Consider the following 18,246-nt stretch of genomic DNA (forward strand, 5'->3'; position numbering starts at 1 on the left):
TATTTGGTACTAGGAGTGAAGTTTATGAGTTATAAGCATCGAGTTTTTATTAGCTTCCATCATGGGGAAGAGAAAGACCCTTACAGCGGAGTACATTACAAAAACAAATTTATAAATATATTTCAAGATTATTCTGAAGTTATTATTTCACGTTCTGTAATGGAAGGTGATATTGATACTTCATTAAAAACAGAGTCAATTAGGCAGAAAATTAGAGATGAGTATTTGCGAAATACAACAGTTACAGTTGTTTTAATTGGTCCTGAAACATGGAAAAGGAAACATGTTGATTGGGAGATATCTTCAAGCCTTAGACATACTCAGTATAATAAAAGATCGGGTTTAATAGGTATTCTATTACCTACATATCCTGGGTATGCTGAAAATAAATATAATCCGTACACTATTCCACCGAGATTATATGATAATTTGGAGAATGGTTTTGCAAAGCTATACCTTTGGAATACTAAGCCTTCTTCAATACAAAAATGGGTACATGAGGCATATTTAAGAAAAGATCAAATTGAACCAGATAATTCTTACCCCAATTTTGTGAACAATAAATCTGCGGACAGGTGGAGTTATTAATGAGTAATAATATTATAGCTCCACTTAACATTTACATTATGTGGCATCCTGCTTTTGGTGATGGCATTAATTATGCACGTTCATTTTATACGCTTTTTAATCGAGACATTAATGACCCCCTCTCACGTGGAATCGGTATACCCCTTTATTTCAGAACAGGAAATGACCCGCTGGATATTGATATTTTAAAATCGGAACATACTGCCATAGTTTTATTAGTAAACGATGAAATGGTAATTGATGATACGTGGAAGGAATATATTAATGGGATTGCAGATAAGATACAAAATTCTAAGTCAATAATTTACCCAGTAGCCCTTACAGAAAACTCCTTTAATGTATCAAGTAGATTACCACAAAAAAACTTTATACGTCTATTCGCTGAAATAGAAGAACCACTGAGATATTTACAAAGTAGGATTACACATGAATTATGCCGATTACTATTTGACAGAGAACGTATTAATGATATTTCGGATAATGTTACCTTGCAAAGTCCTCCTCCGCTTAAATTGTTTATTAGCCACGCTAAGGAAGATGGTGTAGAAATTGCAAAACGACTAAGTGATTTTATACAAAGTAGCACCCCTTTAAAGACCTTTTTTGATGCTAATGATATTGCAATAGGTTATGATTTTCCTCAAGAAATAGAAGCTAATATTCAAAAATCTGTTTTGCTTGTTATTCACTCGGATAAATACTCCTCTAGGGAATGGTGTCGAAAAGAAGTTATTATTGCTAAAAGGTATAATAGGCCAATTATTATAATCAACTTTTTTGATGAAGGGGAAGATCGAAGTTTCCCTTATATGGCGAATCTAAAAAATATAAGAATAAAAAATATTTCAGATAACATGTTACAGGAATTTGAAAGAATACTTCATGTAACATTAAAGGAAACTCTGAGATTTAAGTACCATCAACTATATATAAAATATTTAGCATTGAAGTATAGATTGGATATTAGTGAACACGCAATTATGTCATACCCTCCTGAATTGTTGTCACTAGTGTTCATGAAGGATATTAAGCATAATCTTACAGTTTATCCAGACCCCCCTCTCGGCGATGAAGAAATTCAACTAATAAATTCTGCGAATAACGAATTACAATTCATAACACCAACATTTATTCCGCTTATTAACAAAATTGAAGAAGAAGAATTTCAACAAATCAATTTTCTAAGTGGAAAGACGGTCGGTTTATCGATATCAGAATCACAAGATATTAATAAATTTGGTTTAGAAAACTATCATTTACAAGATACATTGGTTGAGTTTACAAGATATCTGCTGGTAAGTGGAGCAACACTAGCTTATGGAGGAGATATTAATTACGATCCGCAATCAAATTTCACCAACATATTATTCGATCTTGCGAGAAATTATCTCAAGGAAAATAAGAGGCCGTCGGAGAAAATTTTTAACTACGTTTGTTACCCACTATATACTACGATTCCAGTTGGGTTAAAGGCTAAGTTAAATGAGATTGCAACTTTCATCGATGTTGTGCCTACTTTCAAAGTTCCAGATGACCCATCAATTGTATTGGCGGCTAAAGAAGTTGAGAATCAATATATTTGGGCAAAAAGTCTCACAGAAATGCGAGAAAAAATGAATAACAATATTCACGCTAGAATTATCGTTGGAGGGAAAGCAACAGGGTATAGAGGTATCCTTCCCGGATTAGTAGAAGAAGTTTATATAGGAATGAAAAATAACAAACCAATATATCTTATCGGAGCATTGGGAGGCGTGGCTAATAATATCATTGATGCCATAAAAGGCCTGGTTCCATATGAACTTACAGAAGAATATCAGACAGCAAATTCAAAATATCCATTATTAAAAGACTATTACAATTCAAGAACGAAAGATGAAGGCCTAGAAGCAATAGACTACAATAACATAATTACCTTCTTTAATGAACGAGGTATTGACGGGTTAAATAACGGATTAAGTTTGGCTGAGAACGAAATCCTTTTTAATACGACAAACACAACTGAAATGATAAGCCTTGTACTCAAGGGATTAAGGTCTAAATAAATCAGAAGTTTGTTGGCCTTAAACGAAAATAAACTGTGAAGAGGATGTTAGATGCGAAAAGACTTTATAATTGAGTTTGATTACTTTAAAAATAGAAATAAAACTATTAGTTTGCTCAATAAAATTGCACTTAGCCACAGCAGGGACGTATTAACAGGATTCAGTATATTCATTAATAACATACCGTCTAGTCTTGAATTTTATGTATTTTTATCTTATGAGTGTAATCCCAATAATGAAATAGAAGAAATGAAGGACCACCTTTTTTCAGTTGGTCTGTACAGGCCTGATATTTCTTTGGATACACTATTTAAAAGAATGAGTGATAGGGGGTTCAATAGTTACTCTGTCGACCCGAAAATGGATTCCATAATAAGGGAAAAAGGATTCCTATACAAGAAAGAAAAAGATGTTCCAACGTATCAGTTTTTTACGGAAAAATATAAAACCCGATTAGAAGGTGAAGGGTACAAGGCCTTCGAAAAATTGGGTAAAGGAACAAGTATATTTTTAAGTCACTCTTCAATACAAAAAGAAAGAGTGGAGGATTTGATTCCATATCTAAACTCAAAAAATGAACTAGTATGGATCGATAAATATCGGTTAAAACCAACTGAGGATTCAGTTATTGTAAAAAGGGAGATTGCTACGGGTTTAAACCTGGCGAATAAAGTTTTGTTTTATGTAACTGATGATTTCCTTAAATCTAACTGGTGTAATTATGAATTGGAATTGGCAGTTCGTATTAAAAAGGAAAAAACTGATTATTCTTTATATTTTATTATTGATTCTAATATAAATGAGCAATTCTTAAACCGTTACGCTAGTTTATTAACGAATATTTGTCAAAATAATATTGAAGTATTACGAGATAATGAAAGTTTGGAAAATGTTATTACAAATATATTGGATTAGTTCTTAGATTTGAATCATTAAGGTCGATAATATAAGTGACGAACGAAAGTTGTCTTATTTCATAAGACTTAGGTATAATTCACTTGCTGCTCAAAAAGAATAAACCCTCCGTTATTGACCCAATTTATTAATATTTTGCCACAGCAGAGCACCATGGAAAACAATTTATAGCAGGAGGAAGAAATGTATTTTTTCATTAGTTTTGCAAGCGAAGACGGTAGAGTTAAGGAAAAAGTATGCAGTATTCTTTACAATCTCAATATAAAATACTGGGTAGATAACTCAGAAATAGAAATTGGAGATAATATTGAGAGAAGAATCAACAACGCAATAAAGGATACATCAGCAGCAATTGTTATTATTTCTAATAAATATTTCAAGAATAACGAAGCATATCCATGGTGTAGACATGAACTTTCAATGATGATTGATAAATCTGCCAATAATGATTATTTAATATTACCGATATTCCTTGAAGCAATCGATGATATTCGGAAAGATCTCAGTACTGAAGACAAAGAACTACTTAATAAGTTGTCTAAGTATCATGGTTTAAAGGCATATGAATTTATGGGTGATTTAGCATACAAGCATCTTAAAGAGTATTTAATAAATAAAATACAAAACCATAATGGGATTATAGAAGATGAAAACGGATATTTCATTTTCTGGGGCACGGAATATGGGCAATTAAGTTACAATATCAATACTCCTATGAATTATCTTTTTATAGATACTGTTCACTCTGACAAAGGTAGAGGGTATGTTGTAATAGGTAAATTTGAACTTCATTCACATCTTAAACAAGACGAAAACTACAACAAAGAATATCATAAAACTGCAATGAGTCTATTTAAGAAATACATAAATAAGAATAAAAAGACGTTTCATATTACTTTTTCAGACAAAAGTGTTCATAGGAAAGAATTTAAAATATCTGCTAATAACGAAGTAATTTTCTGTAGTTTTACAGGTAGAGTAAATGGGATATATCCATTCGGCATGGACATTAGTATTAACTACGCTGAAACTTTAGTTAAGATGAATAGTTGAGTATTGAAAAGTGAAAAAACCTATGAGGTGTGCTGAATTATCAGGACTCATTTAAGCCCCAAAATTTTTGATGAATAGGGTGTGCTGAATGCCGAATAACCGGCTAAAAACCGCATGAAAATTGGGTTTTGGGCGTTTCATGTCGAGTTCATGTGCAAAGGAAAGCACGAAAGTACCGCAAAACCTTTGCAGATGGAGTGACAAACGTGTTCAAGCCGACCGCACATCTTGAAAATCAACTGATTCTGCCAAGCGATTTCTTTCTCCCCTTCGGCGGGAAGCTCAATGAAGAAAATTGCTGGGTTCAGTTGGCGCGGCTCGTGCCGTGGGCAGTAGCCGAGAACAGATATGGACAGTTCTTCAAAGACACGTTCATCGTTCAGCAAGCCCTAAATAGAAATTTAACCAAACACTGATGACGAGACTACTGCTAGGGAAATGTATGCTGAATTCTATATCACAGAAGGGATTCTCGGTTAGTTATATCATAACCAGTTTTATGGTGTATTTGGTCAAGTTTGAGCTTGCCGGATCGACCTACTGATTACATAAAGTAGAAAGGCGGCTATCATTTTTTGGACGTGCGGGATGGAGTAGCCTTTGATGCTCCATCCTTTTCATATTGATTTCGCCTTTGGAGTGATACGGAGAGCCTTATCATAAGTAAGGCGAATTATTTTAAACAAATTTCTTGTTTGATACTGAATAGCACAATTGGGTTAGGGTGAGACTTAACATAGATAATACTCAAACAGATCAAAAAGCCGATTCTTCCTTCTGGGAGAATCGATTTTTCGTTATAGAGGCTTGTTGGAATTACGTGAAAAGAACGACAAAAAGGGCAAGAGGAATTGTCCTTGTTTATCCTATAACATTCAAACTAAATTGAAATAGGGTGGGAAAATGGATAAGGAATATAAATTAGCTAGCCAACTATTAACACTGCTTGATACGGAACAAAGATGGTTTACCTTGGCCGAAGTTGAGAAAAGTCTAGGAATCTCAGATAAAACCATACGTAAGATGGTTGAAGAGATAAGCAAGCAGCTGCCACCTGCTATTACCATTGAGGTGACAAGAGGAAAGGGAGTATTTCTTCGACGTGATGGACGAGGGAAGACGATTAGTGAAGTGGTTTCTTTTATGCTCAGACAAACCACCTTTTATCGGCTGATGAATCTATTGTTCACCACTGACGGACGATTCTCAGTGGAGGAGCTAGCTGGTGAAATGTTTATGAGCACCTCGTCTTTGAAGAAGTTGATTGTGTATTTAAATAATAATGATCTAAAACCGTATAAGCTGCACATTACTTATTCCAGCCCTAAGATCAAAGGGAATGAAATGAATATACGGTATTTTTATTGGAAGTTGTATTGTGATGCCTATGACTTTACTGGATGGCCCTTTGAGAATATTGACTTTGCTTATATTAATGAGTTAATCACAAATATAGAGAATGAGAAAAATATAGTTTATTTTATCAATTCCAAAAGGAAATTATCCTTTTTGCTGGCGATTGTAGTAGATAGAGTGACAAGAGGGAAATGTGTAAAAGTCGACGAGGTCAGATATCCCTGGGAAAAAGGGATGTTTTATTTGCCGGTCAAAGCTCTTGCGAAGAGTCTAGAAGAACAGCTTTCTATAGCATTTCCTGAAAGTGAAATATTCTTTATGCAATCACGAGTGAGACTCAGCCAATACCATTATTACGAAGGATCGGAAATGACACCGATAAAAGAATTCGAATTATACAAGGATAAAGAAGAGTATCAAATGGGTAATCTGCTTTTTACATCACTGGCAAAGGTATATCCGAATATGGATATGGAAGAACGATTTACATTGGAGGTATATGACTTCATTGACAAGCTTTTAATGGATAATGCCATTCCTGAATGGATGATGATTTCAAAAAGCAATTTATCGACATATGTTCAAAAAGAGTGCCAGCAGATATATCAACAATTGCAAGACTGCATGAAAACGTGGAATGAAGCTTATCCTTCTGTCCTGTATAATGATTTCCATTTAACAAAACTAACCTTAATTGTTCGTTCAAGCTTGCGTTATAAAAGAAAAAAGGCCTTCTTAGTGATCGGTGAAGAATTTTCGATTCGCCATTACATAGCGGATTTGATTAAAAAGGAAATTGGGGATCAGTTGATCGTTAATACTTCCATTATGAAAGGACTAACCGACGAAATGGTGCAGCAGCATCAAATTGATTTCGTCATTAGTAACTTCCCGGTTTCATTAAAGACAGTACCTGTTGTTACTATTTCTACGATTCCATCTAAAAGAGACCTGGACAATATTCGTAAAGAATTACTTTTATAATTTGACCAATTATTTTCCGTACCCTACGTAAGATTTTGGTCTAGTTTGCGATGATAAAAAACCTTATGCTCAAAGCAGGTTCTAAACGATTAAGGCTGACCTTCCTTAACGAAATTCGTTTGGAAAATACTAAAGCATCTATTTTCCCGTCGGTAAATGGAAGCGATTTCGGAAAATCTGAGTGCAGTATTCAGATGATTGGAGGAAACCATATGAGCAGGCATTTAGGTGCAAAAAAAGGAGAAATAGCAGAACGTGTTTTGCTTCCAGGAGATCCTTTGCGTGCAAAATTTGTAGCAGAGAATTTTTTAGAGGAAGCCTATTGCTATAACGAAGTAAGAGGTATGTATGGATACACTGGGTTATACAAAGGTGTGCCAGTGTCGGTTCAGGGGACAGGGATGGGTAACCCATCGATGAGCATATATGCAACGGAACTGATCATCGATTACGAAGTGAAGAAATTGATTCGCATTGGCACATGTGGCGCGATGCAAGAAGAAGTAAATATCCGTGATATTGTATTAGCCCAAGCCGTGTCTTCAGACAGCAATCTGACGGAGAAAATTTTCCATGGCTGCAACTATGCGCCTACGGCGGATTTCTCATTGTTAATGAAAGCATATCAGCACACAAAAGGTAAGCAAGCGAAAGTCTTTGTTGGCAACATTTATAATTCGGATGAATTTTATCGTGAAACGTTGGATCGACTTCACAAATTTATGGACTTTGGCGTATTAGCAGTAGAAATGGAAAGCACATCGCTCTATACGTTGGCTGCTAAATATGGTGTAAAAGCACTGTCCATTTTGACCGTGGGCAGTCAATTATTAACGCAGGAGCACTTAACTCATCAAGAAAGTGAACAGTCCTTTTATGAAATGGTAGAAGTAGCTCTTAATACAATCATTGATGACACTAGTTTATAGGTTTAAGGGTTAGGAAAAGAGAGTGAGAAAGAAATGAGAGTAATTCTGTCCGGATTGCAGTGGATGATTTTTATGATCGCAGGCGCAATTGCTGCACCAATTGCTATCGCAGATTTATATAACTTAACACCCATTGAGACTGCTGGACTCATCCAGAGTACCATTATTACTTTGGGGATAGCGGGCTTTTTACAAGGCTTGATTGGTCATAAACTTCCTATTCATGAAGGTCCGGCGGGGTTATGGTGGAGCATTTTTACCATTTACGCGAGTTTAGTGGGGGTATTATATTCTTCTAACATTGATGCTCTGCAAGCTTTAAGTGGAGGAATGATCATTAGCGGTGCCTTATTTATCCTCATTTCAGCCTTTAAGCTAATGGATAAAATAGCCCGATTATTTACACCAACCATCACTTTTATATATTTACTGTTATTGATCTTTCAATTAAGCGGTTCTTTTATGAAAGGGATGATGGGAATTACATCTAGCCATACGACGTTAGATGTTAAAGTGTTTTTGCTTAGTGTGATTGTGGTTTGTATTACCTTTTGGTTAGGGAGCTGCCGCTTTGCGTTACTTCGACAATTTTCGGTGATCATTAGTATATTGTTAGGCTGGCTATTATTTATAGTTTTTGGTAACACACCGGTTTTTTCACAAGCAGAAAACCTAGTTAATCTACCCGAAATGTTGCCATTTGGATGGCCGCGATTTGATGGTGGGACCATTACTACAGCGTTGTTATTAACACTGCTGTTAATAACCAATGCGATTGCTTCCATCCGGTTGATGGAAACCGTGATAGAGCAAAAGCAATCCACCGATCATCGCCGTTATTGGCGTGCTGGAATTATATCCGGGATTACACATTTTATTGGCGGCACCTTAGGGGCGATTGGCTCGGTGCCTATTTCGGGAGCAGCGGGATATGTTGAACAGACAGGTATGAGAGAGCGTAGGCCGTTCTTAATAGGGTGCAGCTTAGTGATCGTTATATCATTGTTTCCGCCAATTATGAATGTCATATCTGGCATTCCAGCTCCGATTGGCTATGCTGTTACATTCGTTATTTTTGTGAAGATGGTTGGAATATCGTTGAGGGAATTGCGAAAGGTCATTCATGAAGAGCGACCTTTTATTGTTAGTGGAGTTTCCCTGCTAGTGGGTGTGGGTTTAATGTTTATCCCTTCATCAGCCACAATCCATTTATCTCCGATCGTGATCGCCATTTTAAATAATGGGTTAATATGCGGAAGCCTGTTAGCGATTATTATGGAACAGGGGTTCATGTGGAGGGAAAAACAGCGGAGTAAGGTAAGACAATAAACAAAAATTTGGAGGGGTAAAGATGCATTATCTCATCTCTGTTGCTGGTCTAATTCTTGTTCTAATACTGGCATGGCTTGCAAGTAATGATAAGAAAAAGATTAAATATCGACCAATTATTGTCATGATTTTGGTTCAGATTGTTTTGGGAATACTTCTACTAAAAACGAGTATCGGAGAATTATTAATTAAGGGCTTTGCCAATAGTTTTGATAAATTACTGGGATATGCAAATGAAGGGATTAACTTTATTTTTGGTGGAATGGCAAACGAAGGGGCACACACGTTTTTCCTCTTTGTATTGATGCCTATCGTATTTATGTCAGCGATTATCGGGATTCTGCAACATTATAAAATACTGCCGTTTATTATAAAGTATATTGGTCTGGTCCTAAGTAAAATAAATGGTATGGGAAAATTGGAATCCTATAATGCGGTTGCGGCTGCCATTGTCGGACAAAATGAAGTGTTTATTTCGGTGAAAAATCAACTCGGATTATTGTCTAAGCAGCGTCTGTACACATTATGTGCATCAGCAATGTCGACGGTATCCATGTCAATCGTTGGTTCCTATATGACGATGCTGGAGCCTAGATATGTTGTAGCTGCATTAATACTAAACCTATTTGGCGGTTTTATTATTGCATCCATCATCAACCCATATGAGGTTAAACCTGAAGAGGATATTGTTGAAGTTCAAGAACAAGAAAAACAAACGTTTTTCGAAATGCTGGGTGAGTATATCATGGATGGCTTTAAGGTAGCCGTCGTGGTTGGGGTTATGTTGGTTGGTTTCGTTGGGTTAATTGCTTTAATTAACGGCGTTTTCGCTGGAATATTCGGTATCTCGTTCCAAGAAGCATTAGGTTATGTCTTTGCACCAATCGCATTTGTTATGGGTGTGCCATGGTCTGAGGCTGTTAGTGCAGGCAGTATCATGGCGACCAAATTAGTGGCGAATGAATTTGTGGCTATGCTTGATTTTGTGAAAATTCAAGACGGCTTTAGTGATCGTACGACAGCCATCGTCTCTGTATTTCTAATCTCATTTGCTAACTTTGGATCCATTGGTACAATCGTGGGTGCCGTAAAAGGCTTGAATGAAAAACAAGGGAATGTGGTTGCTCGGTTTGGATTGAAATTGCTATATGGTGCGACACTTGTAAGCGTTTTATCAGCCATCGTTATCGGAATTATATTTTAGTTGAGTACAGCTAAAATAGAAGGAGCATTAACATGAAACAAACACCACGGTTTAAGCGGATTTTCGTCATCATTATGGATTCTGTAGGCATCGGTGAAGCTCCGGATGCTTAAAAGTTTGGGGATACAGGATCACATACATTACGGCATATTGCAGAAAGAATGAATGGGCTGCATGTTCCTGTTTTATCTAAGTTAGGGTTAAGCCATATTGACCAAATACCCGGAGTGCCCAAAGTAGAGCAGCCTTTAGCGTATTTCACCAAAATGCAGGAGGCGTCGAATGGGAAGGATACAATGACTGGTCACTGGGAGATTATGGGCATAAAAATCGATGTTCCTTTCAGAGTATTCCATGAAGGATTTCCAAACGAATTAATTAACGAATTAGAACAAAAAACGGGACGAAAGGTTATTGGGAATAAGCCAGCTAGCGGTACAGCTATTCTGGATGAACTTGGGCAAGAGCATATGAACACTGGCGCGCTCATTATCTATACTTCAGCAGATTCAGTAATTCAGATTGCCGCTCATGAAGAAGTTGTTCCTTTGGAAGAACTATATCAAATCTGTGAGATAGCTAGAGAGATTACGCTACGTGAGGAATACATGTTAGGCAGAGTGATCGCCAGGCCATTCCTCGGAGAGTCTGGTCAATTCCAGAGAACATCGAACCGTCATGATTATGCCTTGAAGCCTTATGGAAGAACCGTGATGAATGAGCTCAAGGATGCTGGGTTCGATGTATTAGCGATTGGCAAAATCTCAGATATATATGATGGTGAAGGTGTCACCAAGTCTTTGCGCACAGTATCAAACATGGATGGCATGGATAAACTCATGGAGACCATTCATACTGATTTTACAGGACTTAGTTTTTTGAATCTTGTTGACTTTGATGCACTTTATGGACATCGTAGAGACCCGATCGGTTATGGGAAAGCGCTAGAACAATTTGATGATCGATTAAATGAAGTGCTTGCCGAGCTGAACGAAGATGATCTTCTCATGATTACAGCAGACCATGGCAATGATCCCATTCATGCGGGTACAGATCATACCCGTGAATATGTTCCTTTACTCCTCTACAGCAAGAGTTTCACTGCGCAAAAAGAGTTACCTGTAAGTAAGACATTTTCGGATATTGGGGCAACGGTTGCAGATAACTTTAATGTGAAAATGCCTCAGTTTGGACAAAGCCTCTTACAGAAGCTTAAATAAACTTGATTTGAATTGCCAATGTACTGGTTAGTTGAGAAAACGAGGGCCAATAATAATAGTGTACCTAGAGAAGGTAACGTCATAATAAGTGAAGCATGCCAAAATGGCTCCTTTCAACATTGACCTAAATAGCTTGAAAGGAAATGGGAAATGACCAATTGAAGATGGAATGGGTGAAAGTCGGCGGCACAGAGAGCGGCAACAACATTACCAGAGATGTTAATCACTTCACAAAATACGCTATATTTGCGGTGGCCGAATCTGCCACCCGGCAACAGTGGGCTTCAGCGATGCCGTCGCACAATGGGGGAGGCCTGTATCAAGCAAGCGGCAAGCGTCGTCAGATGCTGGAACAAAAGTACTAAAAACAATTTATTTGAGGAGTCTAACCAGCATCCTTGTCCTGGATTAACTTCGTACCGATGGGAATAGGGATGAAATTGGGTGCTTCCGGGCATATTAGGGAAAAACATCGAGGGGAGTGCTGCATGATGGCAAGAAGAAGGAGAAAATATGCGGTGCCAGGGGTCGAACAGGGAATGCAAGCTTTCAAAGCAGATGTAATGAAACGCGAAGGATATGCCGTGAATCCGAATCAACCGGACGACGTGAAATACGAATTGGCAAAGGAGCTTGGTGTACCACTGCACCCAGGAAACAATGGTCAACTGACTACGGAATCAGCAGGCCAAGTTGGCGGCAAAATTGGCGGTTCCATGGTTAGGGAAATGATCCGCCTCGCCCAGGAGCAAATAGCAAATAGGGAGTAATCCTGAAGTGTTCTGAGATTATGGATGAAGTTCGCTGAGCACTGACTTGATATTAAACCCAGTGGTTTTAAAGACGATAACTTACCCCTTCTCCCAAAAAGGGGTTTTTGTTATCTCCAAGTATTTTTTTGAATTACATCTAAATGGGCAGACGCTAACAATGATAAAATTGAAAAGTGAGCTAACGATACGATCGAATCACCTCTATTTGTTGAGATCGCTGGTCTTGTTTTGGGCAATGCCTATTAACATATGCTACACTGATAATAAATATAATCAGAGGTAGGACTCTTTTAAATTTACGATATTAATTTATTACGCAAAGATAACTTTTAACACAGATCTTAATTGATGAAAAGGAAGAGATTCAGTGGGAAGAAAACAATCTTTTACTGAGACAGAACTGCTGGATACGACAAAAAAATTAGTGCTTGAGCATGGCTACGACGGTTTTCATCTCAAGCTGCTCTCACAGCATCTGTCCGGAGCCCGGAGCACTATTTATCAATATTACTCTAATAAAGAAGAGATAGTTGCTGCTTGTATGAAGCGCGTAATAGCAAAGGTATTAGAAAATTGTTCAGCAATTGATGAGACTGATCCTATGGACGCTCTCGAGCAGTTACTTCTCATTTATGTAGAAGAATCTACGCTCCATCAACTTCTGGGGGATTCTAGTAAAATTAATACTGCTAATTCTTCTGCAGCAGCGCGAGATCTTGAATTTATTGAGGAAGCACATATGACCCTTAAAATTCAATTATCACGCTTGTTTGAACGCGCACAAAAGGGCAAAGGTCTACGGCAAGATATCCCATTGCCTGTACTTATTGGTGTTTTTTTTAACTTAATTAATACACCTAATATGCTGAATATCCCTATTCCTGATTGGGGAAAGCTGTTGTTTCAAATGTGGATCGGGGGAGCTAAGAGCTAGCCTTAGTCTCGGAATTAATTTGACACAAGTGTCATTTATAATGTTTAATTAATGAGACAAGCGCGATTGTGTTATAAATTTGACACAAGTGTCAGAAAATAGAGATAAGGAGTTGAAAAGAAAATGTTTTTAGCTATGAAGGAATTGATGCATAGTAAAATGAGATTTTTAATGATCGTCATTATTTTTGTACTGATAGCCTGGTTGGTATTCATCTTATCAGGTTTGGGGAATGGACTATCTACGCTAGCTGCGTCAACATTTAAGACAATGAAGGCTGATTATGTCGTATTTGAAGAAGGGTCGCAGTCTTCAATGAGCAAGTCGTTACTGTCTGATCAATTGATTAAGGAAGTGGAGCTGCTACCAAATGTGAGTGCTGCCGCACCCATGGGAACAACGATGGCAACGGCGCTTAAGGAGCAAAGCACCAAGAATGAAGATAAGATGGACATAGCGATTATAGGAATTATTCCAGGAAGCTTCTTGGAACCGGCTATCGTAGAAGGGGAAAGCCTATCTTCCGGGAATCCTACAGGTGTCGTGGTGAATTCAACCATGAAGGACGAGGGCTATAATATTGGTGACACTTTTCAGTTAGATGGAACGACGGAATCATTGACAATTATCGGATATGTCGAGAACCAGACCTATAACCACGTTGCATCAGTATTTACTCCAATGGCTGAATGGCGGAAGATTACCTTCGCGGCTCCGGGTTCGGATAAAGGAGTTGCAGAGCCCGTTAATGCGATTATGTTACAAGGCAAGGATATCGATCCAGATTTAATTAATAGTAAGCTATCGAATACGGATACGGTTACCCGAGCGGCAGCCGTTCAAGGAATGCCAGGGTACAAAGAAGAGAACGGTACTATTTTAATGATGCTTGCATTTTTACTCGCTATTTCCGCATTCGTGCTTGGGGTGTTCTTTTATGTAATTACGATGCAGAAGACCAATCAATTCGGCATTATGAAAGCTATTGGTGCTAGTAACAGATTTTTGGGCAAAGCTATTGTATCACAAGTGTTCGTGCTTTCGCTGACTAGTATTGTAGTTGGAATCTTACTGACTTATGGAACAGCTGCCATTATGCCGAAGGGTATGCCATTCAAGCTGGAAACTAGTCTTGTCGTCACGTATTCTGTTATCTTGCTAATTATCGCTATGTTAAGTTCGATCGTATCTGTTCGCAAGATTACAAAGATTGATCCGCTCAAAGCGCTCGGGAGGGTTGAATAATGACTAAGGGATTGCAAATGAGTGAAGTCACAAAATATTATGCTGAAGGAGGCAATCGAATCGCGGCACTCGATCATGTGTCAATATCAGTGGAGCCGGGTGAGTTTGTTGCTGTAGTTGGACCGTCCGGGTCTGGTAAAAGTACGTTCTTATCTATTGCTGGAGCGCTGCTTAGGTCCTCCGTAGGAGAGATTAAGCTGAATGGCTATAATATCTCTACGCTTACTGCGAAAGAACTATCTAATATTAGGTTACGAGAAATCGGATTTATTATGCAATCATCGAATTTGGTTCCCTATTTAGATGTTCTTGATCAATTGCTAATAGTAAAAAGGATGTCGGGAAAGGTTAAAAGGGAGGATAAGGAATTCGCCACGAAGTTGCTGGAAGAGCTGGGTCTGGGTTCGAAGTTAAAAAGCCCTCCGGAAGAGCTATCAGGCGGTGAGAAGCAACGGACAGCGATTGCTCGTGCTTTAATGAATAATCCCAACATCATCTTGGCGGATGAGCCGACAGCAAGTTTGGATACCAAACGTGCCCATGAGGTGGTCAGTCTAATTGCGCATGAGGTGAAGTTGCGCCAGAAAGCGGCGATTATGGTTACCCATGATGAGCGTATGCTCGAATATTGCGACAAGGTATACCGAATGGAAGATGGGAAATTGTCATTAGCCGAATCGTCAAAATCAGGGGAAGCCCATGTTTGAGTTCTTTTCTTTTCCTTCATCTTACAGCACTTTCCTTCTGGATAGGGGCACACGATTTCGGATGCCTTTTGATGCCGCCCAACAGATGGTATGGTGATCCATATTCTAAGTAAGGTGAAAAATTTTGTTGTGGAAAGTCGGATATTATTGTAAGAATACGGAATATATCGATAGAGGGTATCCCAAAAGTCATAAAATGACAGAGGGACACCCTCTTTTATTTTTAAAGAGGGGCGAAGCACACAGGGAAGGAGCTGGAGATTGTGCTGAACGGGCAAGGCTATATCTCTAACATTGCAACCGTCAATTCCAAAATTCAGGTGAAAAGTAGGTAGACTCAGGACAAGCGATCACTATAATGGAAATAAGATACATTTATAGAACCAATCTATTGAATATAAACAAAAATCAGACTGAGTAAGAAAGCGATTAGAGGGGGCGATCTCGTGGGAAGATCATTTGCGAATTTGCATATTAAGTCGAAAAACCTTGAAAAGACTGTCGATGCATTAAGAGAGCTAAGTGAAGGGCATGCCACAGTATTAGGCGAGCCAAATAATGAGGCTCAAGAGATCAAAGTCGTCATGTACATAAGCAAAAGCAACGAAAACTGGATTAGCGTACTGCACGATTATTTTGTATGGGGTACGGTGAAGGAGGTTGGAAAAACGTTGTCCCGGCTTATCGAAGAGCCAGTGATGACCGCCGGATATATGAATGAGGAATTATTTGAGTTGTCGTTTTTCGAGAATGGAGAGATTAGGGCCGAAAAAATCTTTTGTGAGCAATGGATGAGGGATGAATATGAACAACTCAAAGAAGAGCGTATTAATGATGACTACCTGCGGAAAGCGTTGGATATTCGTAATGAGGATTTTGACGACTTCATTAGCATTACGAGTCCAGTACAAGCCGTAGATAAGCTGTCAGAACTCGTGAAAATGTCTTTATGGAGTGATTCGGAGTGGATACCGCACGAAGAATCTCTCAGAAAACAATTTGGGACATATGAATTTTGAAAAGCATTTTCATGAAGTACGTCCGACTGCCTACAGAGGCAGACTTAATAGTCCAAATAGGGGGGAGTATTTATGTACATTGTATCTCGGCCAAAACCGCTGTCAGATGGTCAAAACCAAGCACTTGCGAAGGAAGACGCCGCTGTTTATCCACCTGGCTACCTCCGGTTTTTGCGGCGATTTGGCGAAGGGACTTACAGAGGGTGGTTGAATGTTCAGCTGCCGGATATGGAGGTGCTTAAACCCTTTGCTGAGTATGGGTTATGGGAGCATGACGAAGACAGCCCCATTACTGAGCAACAGATTGGTGAGTGTACCGTTATAGGTACAACTTTAGACGGTGATTTTCTGGCCGTGCATCCCCAGACAGCTTTACTTCTCTGGCTGCCTCGGCATGCGGAGCACGTTAAGGCGATTTCACTGCAGGAACGGGAGCAGGAAGACGAAGGGATGTACGCCTTGGTGCTGGACGAAATATATCGTCAGGTGTATGGAATCAGTCAAGAGGAGGCTGTCTATTATGAACCGTGGACGGGCACTCGGAGCCATCTCTTTTTACGTTTGCCACAAGGGCAGAACCGACTTTCGTTGCCCGATCTGGCCGGAATGTGCCAAGCAGATTTTCCACCGGATTTGTCCATTGAGACCCCATATGCATGCTTCCTGTTCTACCGGCAACTAGGTGGCTATGTACGATTGAATTATGCCTACCAACAAGAGGTGGCTGTTTTCTATGAACAGGATGTACAACATGCGTTTGCCGTTATGAAGCAGTGGCTCTTGTCAAAAGGGTGCGAAGCAATTTCAGAAAATAACAGTTGAACTAGGTGTAGGAGCGATTAATGAATGATAAATCTAAAAGATATTGGGAAGTTCGAGGATCTGCCGGAAATTGCGATGCACATTTACAAAGGAAATATTCCTGCTTTGCAAGCTGCAATTACAGCAGGCTGGGATATTGAAGCTGGCATCATACTTAGCAAGCATACCACGTTAAGTCCGCTTGATCTGGCGCTTATATTGCAGCAAATGGATGTTGTAAAGCTGCTGGTAGCGCATGGGATCAACCTGAATGTCAATCATAATCCGGCCTTTTTGCGAGCAGTTCGCTATTGCAAGGAAGACATCATTCGCTACATTGCAGCGCAAGGAGCCAAGCTGGACAAGCTCAATCAAATCGGGTCTGGCGCTTATTCACAGGCCTACTATGGCAACAAAAACAATATCCGGCTCATTCATGAGCTGGGATTAGATATAAAGTTGCATGGCGGTGCTGTATTGCGTCAAGCTGTATCGGATCATGACTATAAGACACTCACCTATTTGCTCGATCATGGGGTGGACATCAACTATAATAAACCGGATATGGTCTATCCTTATCAAGCGACTCCGTTAACCGTTGCCGCGCGCATGAGTAATTTGGCCATGGTCAAATTTTTGATTGAACGCGGTGCGGACGTGACTTTTGCGGAAAAGGACGGTGAGCGCCCGTATACGATTGCGGTCAGCAATAAGAATACAATCTTGGCTGACTATTTGAAATCGCTGGAGCCGGCAGAGCTTCATAATATGGAAAATAAAAAGTTTGAGCTAAAAAAATATAAACTGACCGATGAACTGGTCAGCTTTCTTACTGGAGACAAGCTGCGCCTTGAGCTAGCGCAAAATGAATATAAAATCGGGTATATCGATTTTTTTACATTAACTGATACGATTGAGATGAAAGTTGGCAGGCAAAAGCTGTTGCGTCTGTCAGCCGATATCGACAATTACTCTGCTCTGCAGCTAGTGTGGAATCCGAAGAAAAAAGGCTTGGTAGGCTGTTATGACGTGGAGCACCAGGAGTATGCGGATTTGTGCAGCTTTACAGAGTTCCTCGTGCAGCCTGAAATGTACCTCATTAAGTTTCTTGAGGGAGAGTTATAGCTATTTGTCACACTAGTAG

Annotated in this window: 16 protein-coding genes and 2 pseudogenes; all 18 read left to right on the forward strand. The window is 39.0% G+C overall.

Translation table 11 applies throughout. The features are described from left to right. The first annotated feature begins 24 nt into the window (after nt 1-24). The 18 genes and pseudogenes from AB4Z50_RS09130 (at nt 25) to AB4Z50_RS09215 (ending at nt 18,227) form a co-directional block, all read left to right on the forward strand. Complete coding sequence (locus tag AB4Z50_RS09130) at nt 25-588, forward strand: TIR domain-containing protein (RefSeq protein ID WP_441878134.1); 564 nt, start codon at nt 25-27, stop codon at nt 586-588. Then, nucleotides 588-2,633: a TIR domain-containing protein gene (locus tag AB4Z50_RS09135; RefSeq protein WP_441878136.1), complete on the forward strand. Its 2,046-nt coding sequence runs from the start codon at nt 588-590 to the stop codon at nt 2,631-2,633. The genes AB4Z50_RS09130 and AB4Z50_RS09135 overlap by 1 nt, the downstream gene beginning before the upstream one ends. A gap of 51 nt (nt 2,634-2,684) precedes the next feature. Next, a complete protein-coding gene (locus AB4Z50_RS09140) occupies nt 2,685-3,548 on the forward strand; it encodes a toll/interleukin-1 receptor domain-containing protein (protein ID WP_441878138.1) in 864 nt (287 codons plus the stop codon). 183 nt (nt 3,549-3,731) lie between these two features. Beyond that, nucleotides 3,732-4,601, forward strand: a complete 870-nt coding sequence (locus AB4Z50_RS09145) for a toll/interleukin-1 receptor domain-containing protein (protein WP_441878140.1) — start codon at nt 3,732-3,734, stop codon at nt 4,599-4,601. A gap of 206 nt (nt 4,602-4,807) precedes the next feature. Next, nucleotides 4,808-4,996 (forward strand): annotated as a pseudogene (locus AB4Z50_RS09150) (IS5/IS1182 family transposase); the annotation flags it as partial. 508 nt (nt 4,997-5,504) lie between these two features. After that, entirely contained in the window at nt 5,505-6,941 is a 1,437-nt protein-coding gene (locus AB4Z50_RS09155; RefSeq protein ID WP_441878142.1) for a helix-turn-helix domain-containing protein, read from the forward strand. Between the two features lie 212 nt (nt 6,942-7,153). Beyond that, complete coding sequence (gene deoD / locus AB4Z50_RS09160) at nt 7,154-7,870, forward strand: purine-nucleoside phosphorylase (RefSeq protein WP_441878482.1); 717 nt, start codon at nt 7,154-7,156, stop codon at nt 7,868-7,870. Nucleotides 7,871-7,903: 33 nt separating this feature from the next. Beyond that, a complete protein-coding gene (locus tag AB4Z50_RS09165; RefSeq protein ID WP_441878144.1) occupies nt 7,904-9,199 on the forward strand; it encodes a purine/pyrimidine permease in 1,296 nt (431 codons plus the stop codon). Between the two features lie 22 nt (nt 9,200-9,221). After that, nucleotides 9,222-10,403: a NupC/NupG family nucleoside CNT transporter gene (locus AB4Z50_RS09170; RefSeq protein WP_441878146.1), complete on the forward strand. Its 1,182-nt coding sequence runs from the start codon at nt 9,222-9,224 to the stop codon at nt 10,401-10,403. A gap of 32 nt (nt 10,404-10,435) precedes the next feature. Continuing rightward, nucleotides 10,436-11,623 (forward strand): annotated as a pseudogene (gene deoB / locus AB4Z50_RS09175) (phosphopentomutase). A gap of 164 nt (nt 11,624-11,787) precedes the next feature. After that, nucleotides 11,788-11,988: a hypothetical protein gene (locus AB4Z50_RS09180; RefSeq protein WP_441878148.1), complete on the forward strand. Its 201-nt coding sequence runs from the start codon at nt 11,788-11,790 to the stop codon at nt 11,986-11,988. Nucleotides 11,989-12,111: 123 nt separating this feature from the next. Next, nucleotides 12,112-12,393 carry an alpha/beta-type small acid-soluble spore protein gene (locus AB4Z50_RS09185; protein WP_441878150.1) on the forward strand — a complete coding sequence of 94 codons (282 nt, stop codon included), beginning with the start codon at nt 12,112-12,114 and terminating at the stop codon, nt 12,391-12,393. 370 nt (nt 12,394-12,763) lie between these two features. Beyond that, nucleotides 12,764-13,330, forward strand: coding sequence for a TetR/AcrR family transcriptional regulator (locus tag AB4Z50_RS09190; protein WP_441878152.1), 567 nt, complete (start codon nt 12,764-12,766; stop codon nt 13,328-13,330). Nucleotides 13,331-13,453: 123 nt separating this feature from the next. After that, nucleotides 13,454-14,575: an ABC transporter permease gene (locus AB4Z50_RS09195; RefSeq protein WP_441878154.1), complete on the forward strand. Its 1,122-nt coding sequence runs from the start codon at nt 13,454-13,456 to the stop codon at nt 14,573-14,575. After that, a complete protein-coding gene (locus AB4Z50_RS09200; protein WP_441878156.1) occupies nt 14,575-15,282 on the forward strand; it encodes an ABC transporter ATP-binding protein in 708 nt (235 codons plus the stop codon). The genes AB4Z50_RS09195 and AB4Z50_RS09200 overlap by 1 nt, the downstream gene beginning before the upstream one ends. A gap of 446 nt (nt 15,283-15,728) precedes the next feature. After that, on the forward strand, nt 15,729-16,301 hold the full coding sequence (locus tag AB4Z50_RS09205) for a hypothetical protein (protein ID WP_441878158.1): 573 nt from the start codon (nt 15,729-15,731) through the stop codon (nt 16,299-16,301). A gap of 72 nt (nt 16,302-16,373) precedes the next feature. Beyond that, a complete protein-coding gene (locus AB4Z50_RS09210) occupies nt 16,374-17,123 on the forward strand; it encodes a hypothetical protein (protein ID WP_441878160.1) in 750 nt (249 codons plus the stop codon). Nucleotides 17,124-17,147: 24 nt separating this feature from the next. Then, nucleotides 17,148-18,227, forward strand: coding sequence for an ankyrin repeat domain-containing protein (locus AB4Z50_RS09215; RefSeq protein WP_441878162.1), 1,080 nt, complete (start codon nt 17,148-17,150; stop codon nt 18,225-18,227). Nucleotides 18,228-18,246: the final 19 nt, after the last annotated feature.

The sequence above is a fragment of the Paenibacillus sp. 2TAB26 genome, assembly GCF_052115145.1.
In the GTDB taxonomy this organism is placed as follows: domain Bacteria; phylum Bacillota; class Bacilli; order Paenibacillales; family Paenibacillaceae; genus Pristimantibacillus.

What these genes read in the sequence shown, in the direction of transcription:
- AB4Z50_RS09210 (WP_441878160.1), top strand. Translation starts at nt 16,374, where the DNA reads ATGTACATTGTATCTCGGCCAAAACCGCTGTCAGATGGTCAAAACCAA.
- AB4Z50_RS09135 (WP_441878136.1), top strand. Translation starts at nt 588, where the DNA reads ATGAGTAATAATATTATAGCTCCACTTAACATTTACATTATGTGGCAT.
- AB4Z50_RS09185 (WP_441878150.1), top strand. Translation starts at nt 12,112, where the DNA reads ATGATGGCAAGAAGAAGGAGAAAATATGCGGTGCCAGGGGTCGAACAG.
- AB4Z50_RS09130 (WP_441878134.1), top strand. Translation starts at nt 25, where the DNA reads ATGAGTTATAAGCATCGAGTTTTTATTAGCTTCCATCATGGGGAAGAG.
- AB4Z50_RS09180 (WP_441878148.1), top strand. Translation starts at nt 11,788, where the DNA reads ATGGAATGGGTGAAAGTCGGCGGCACAGAGAGCGGCAACAACATTACC.
- AB4Z50_RS09145 (WP_441878140.1), top strand. Translation starts at nt 3,732, where the DNA reads ATGTATTTTTTCATTAGTTTTGCAAGCGAAGACGGTAGAGTTAAGGAA.
- AB4Z50_RS09140 (WP_441878138.1), top strand. Translation starts at nt 2,685, where the DNA reads ATGCGAAAAGACTTTATAATTGAGTTTGATTACTTTAAAAATAGAAAT.
- AB4Z50_RS09155 (WP_441878142.1), top strand. Translation starts at nt 5,505, where the DNA reads ATGGATAAGGAATATAAATTAGCTAGCCAACTATTAACACTGCTTGAT.
- AB4Z50_RS09195 (WP_441878154.1), top strand. Translation starts at nt 13,454, where the DNA reads ATGTTTTTAGCTATGAAGGAATTGATGCATAGTAAAATGAGATTTTTA.
- AB4Z50_RS09165 (WP_441878144.1), top strand. Translation starts at nt 7,904, where the DNA reads ATGAGAGTAATTCTGTCCGGATTGCAGTGGATGATTTTTATGATCGCA.
- AB4Z50_RS09215 (WP_441878162.1), top strand. Translation starts at nt 17,148, where the DNA reads ATGATAAATCTAAAAGATATTGGGAAGTTCGAGGATCTGCCGGAAATT.
- deoD (WP_441878482.1), top strand. Translation starts at nt 7,154, where the DNA reads ATGAGCAGGCATTTAGGTGCAAAAAAAGGAGAAATAGCAGAACGTGTT.
- AB4Z50_RS09170 (WP_441878146.1), top strand. Translation starts at nt 9,222, where the DNA reads ATGCATTATCTCATCTCTGTTGCTGGTCTAATTCTTGTTCTAATACTG.
- AB4Z50_RS09200 (WP_441878156.1), top strand. Translation starts at nt 14,575, where the DNA reads ATGACTAAGGGATTGCAAATGAGTGAAGTCACAAAATATTATGCTGAA.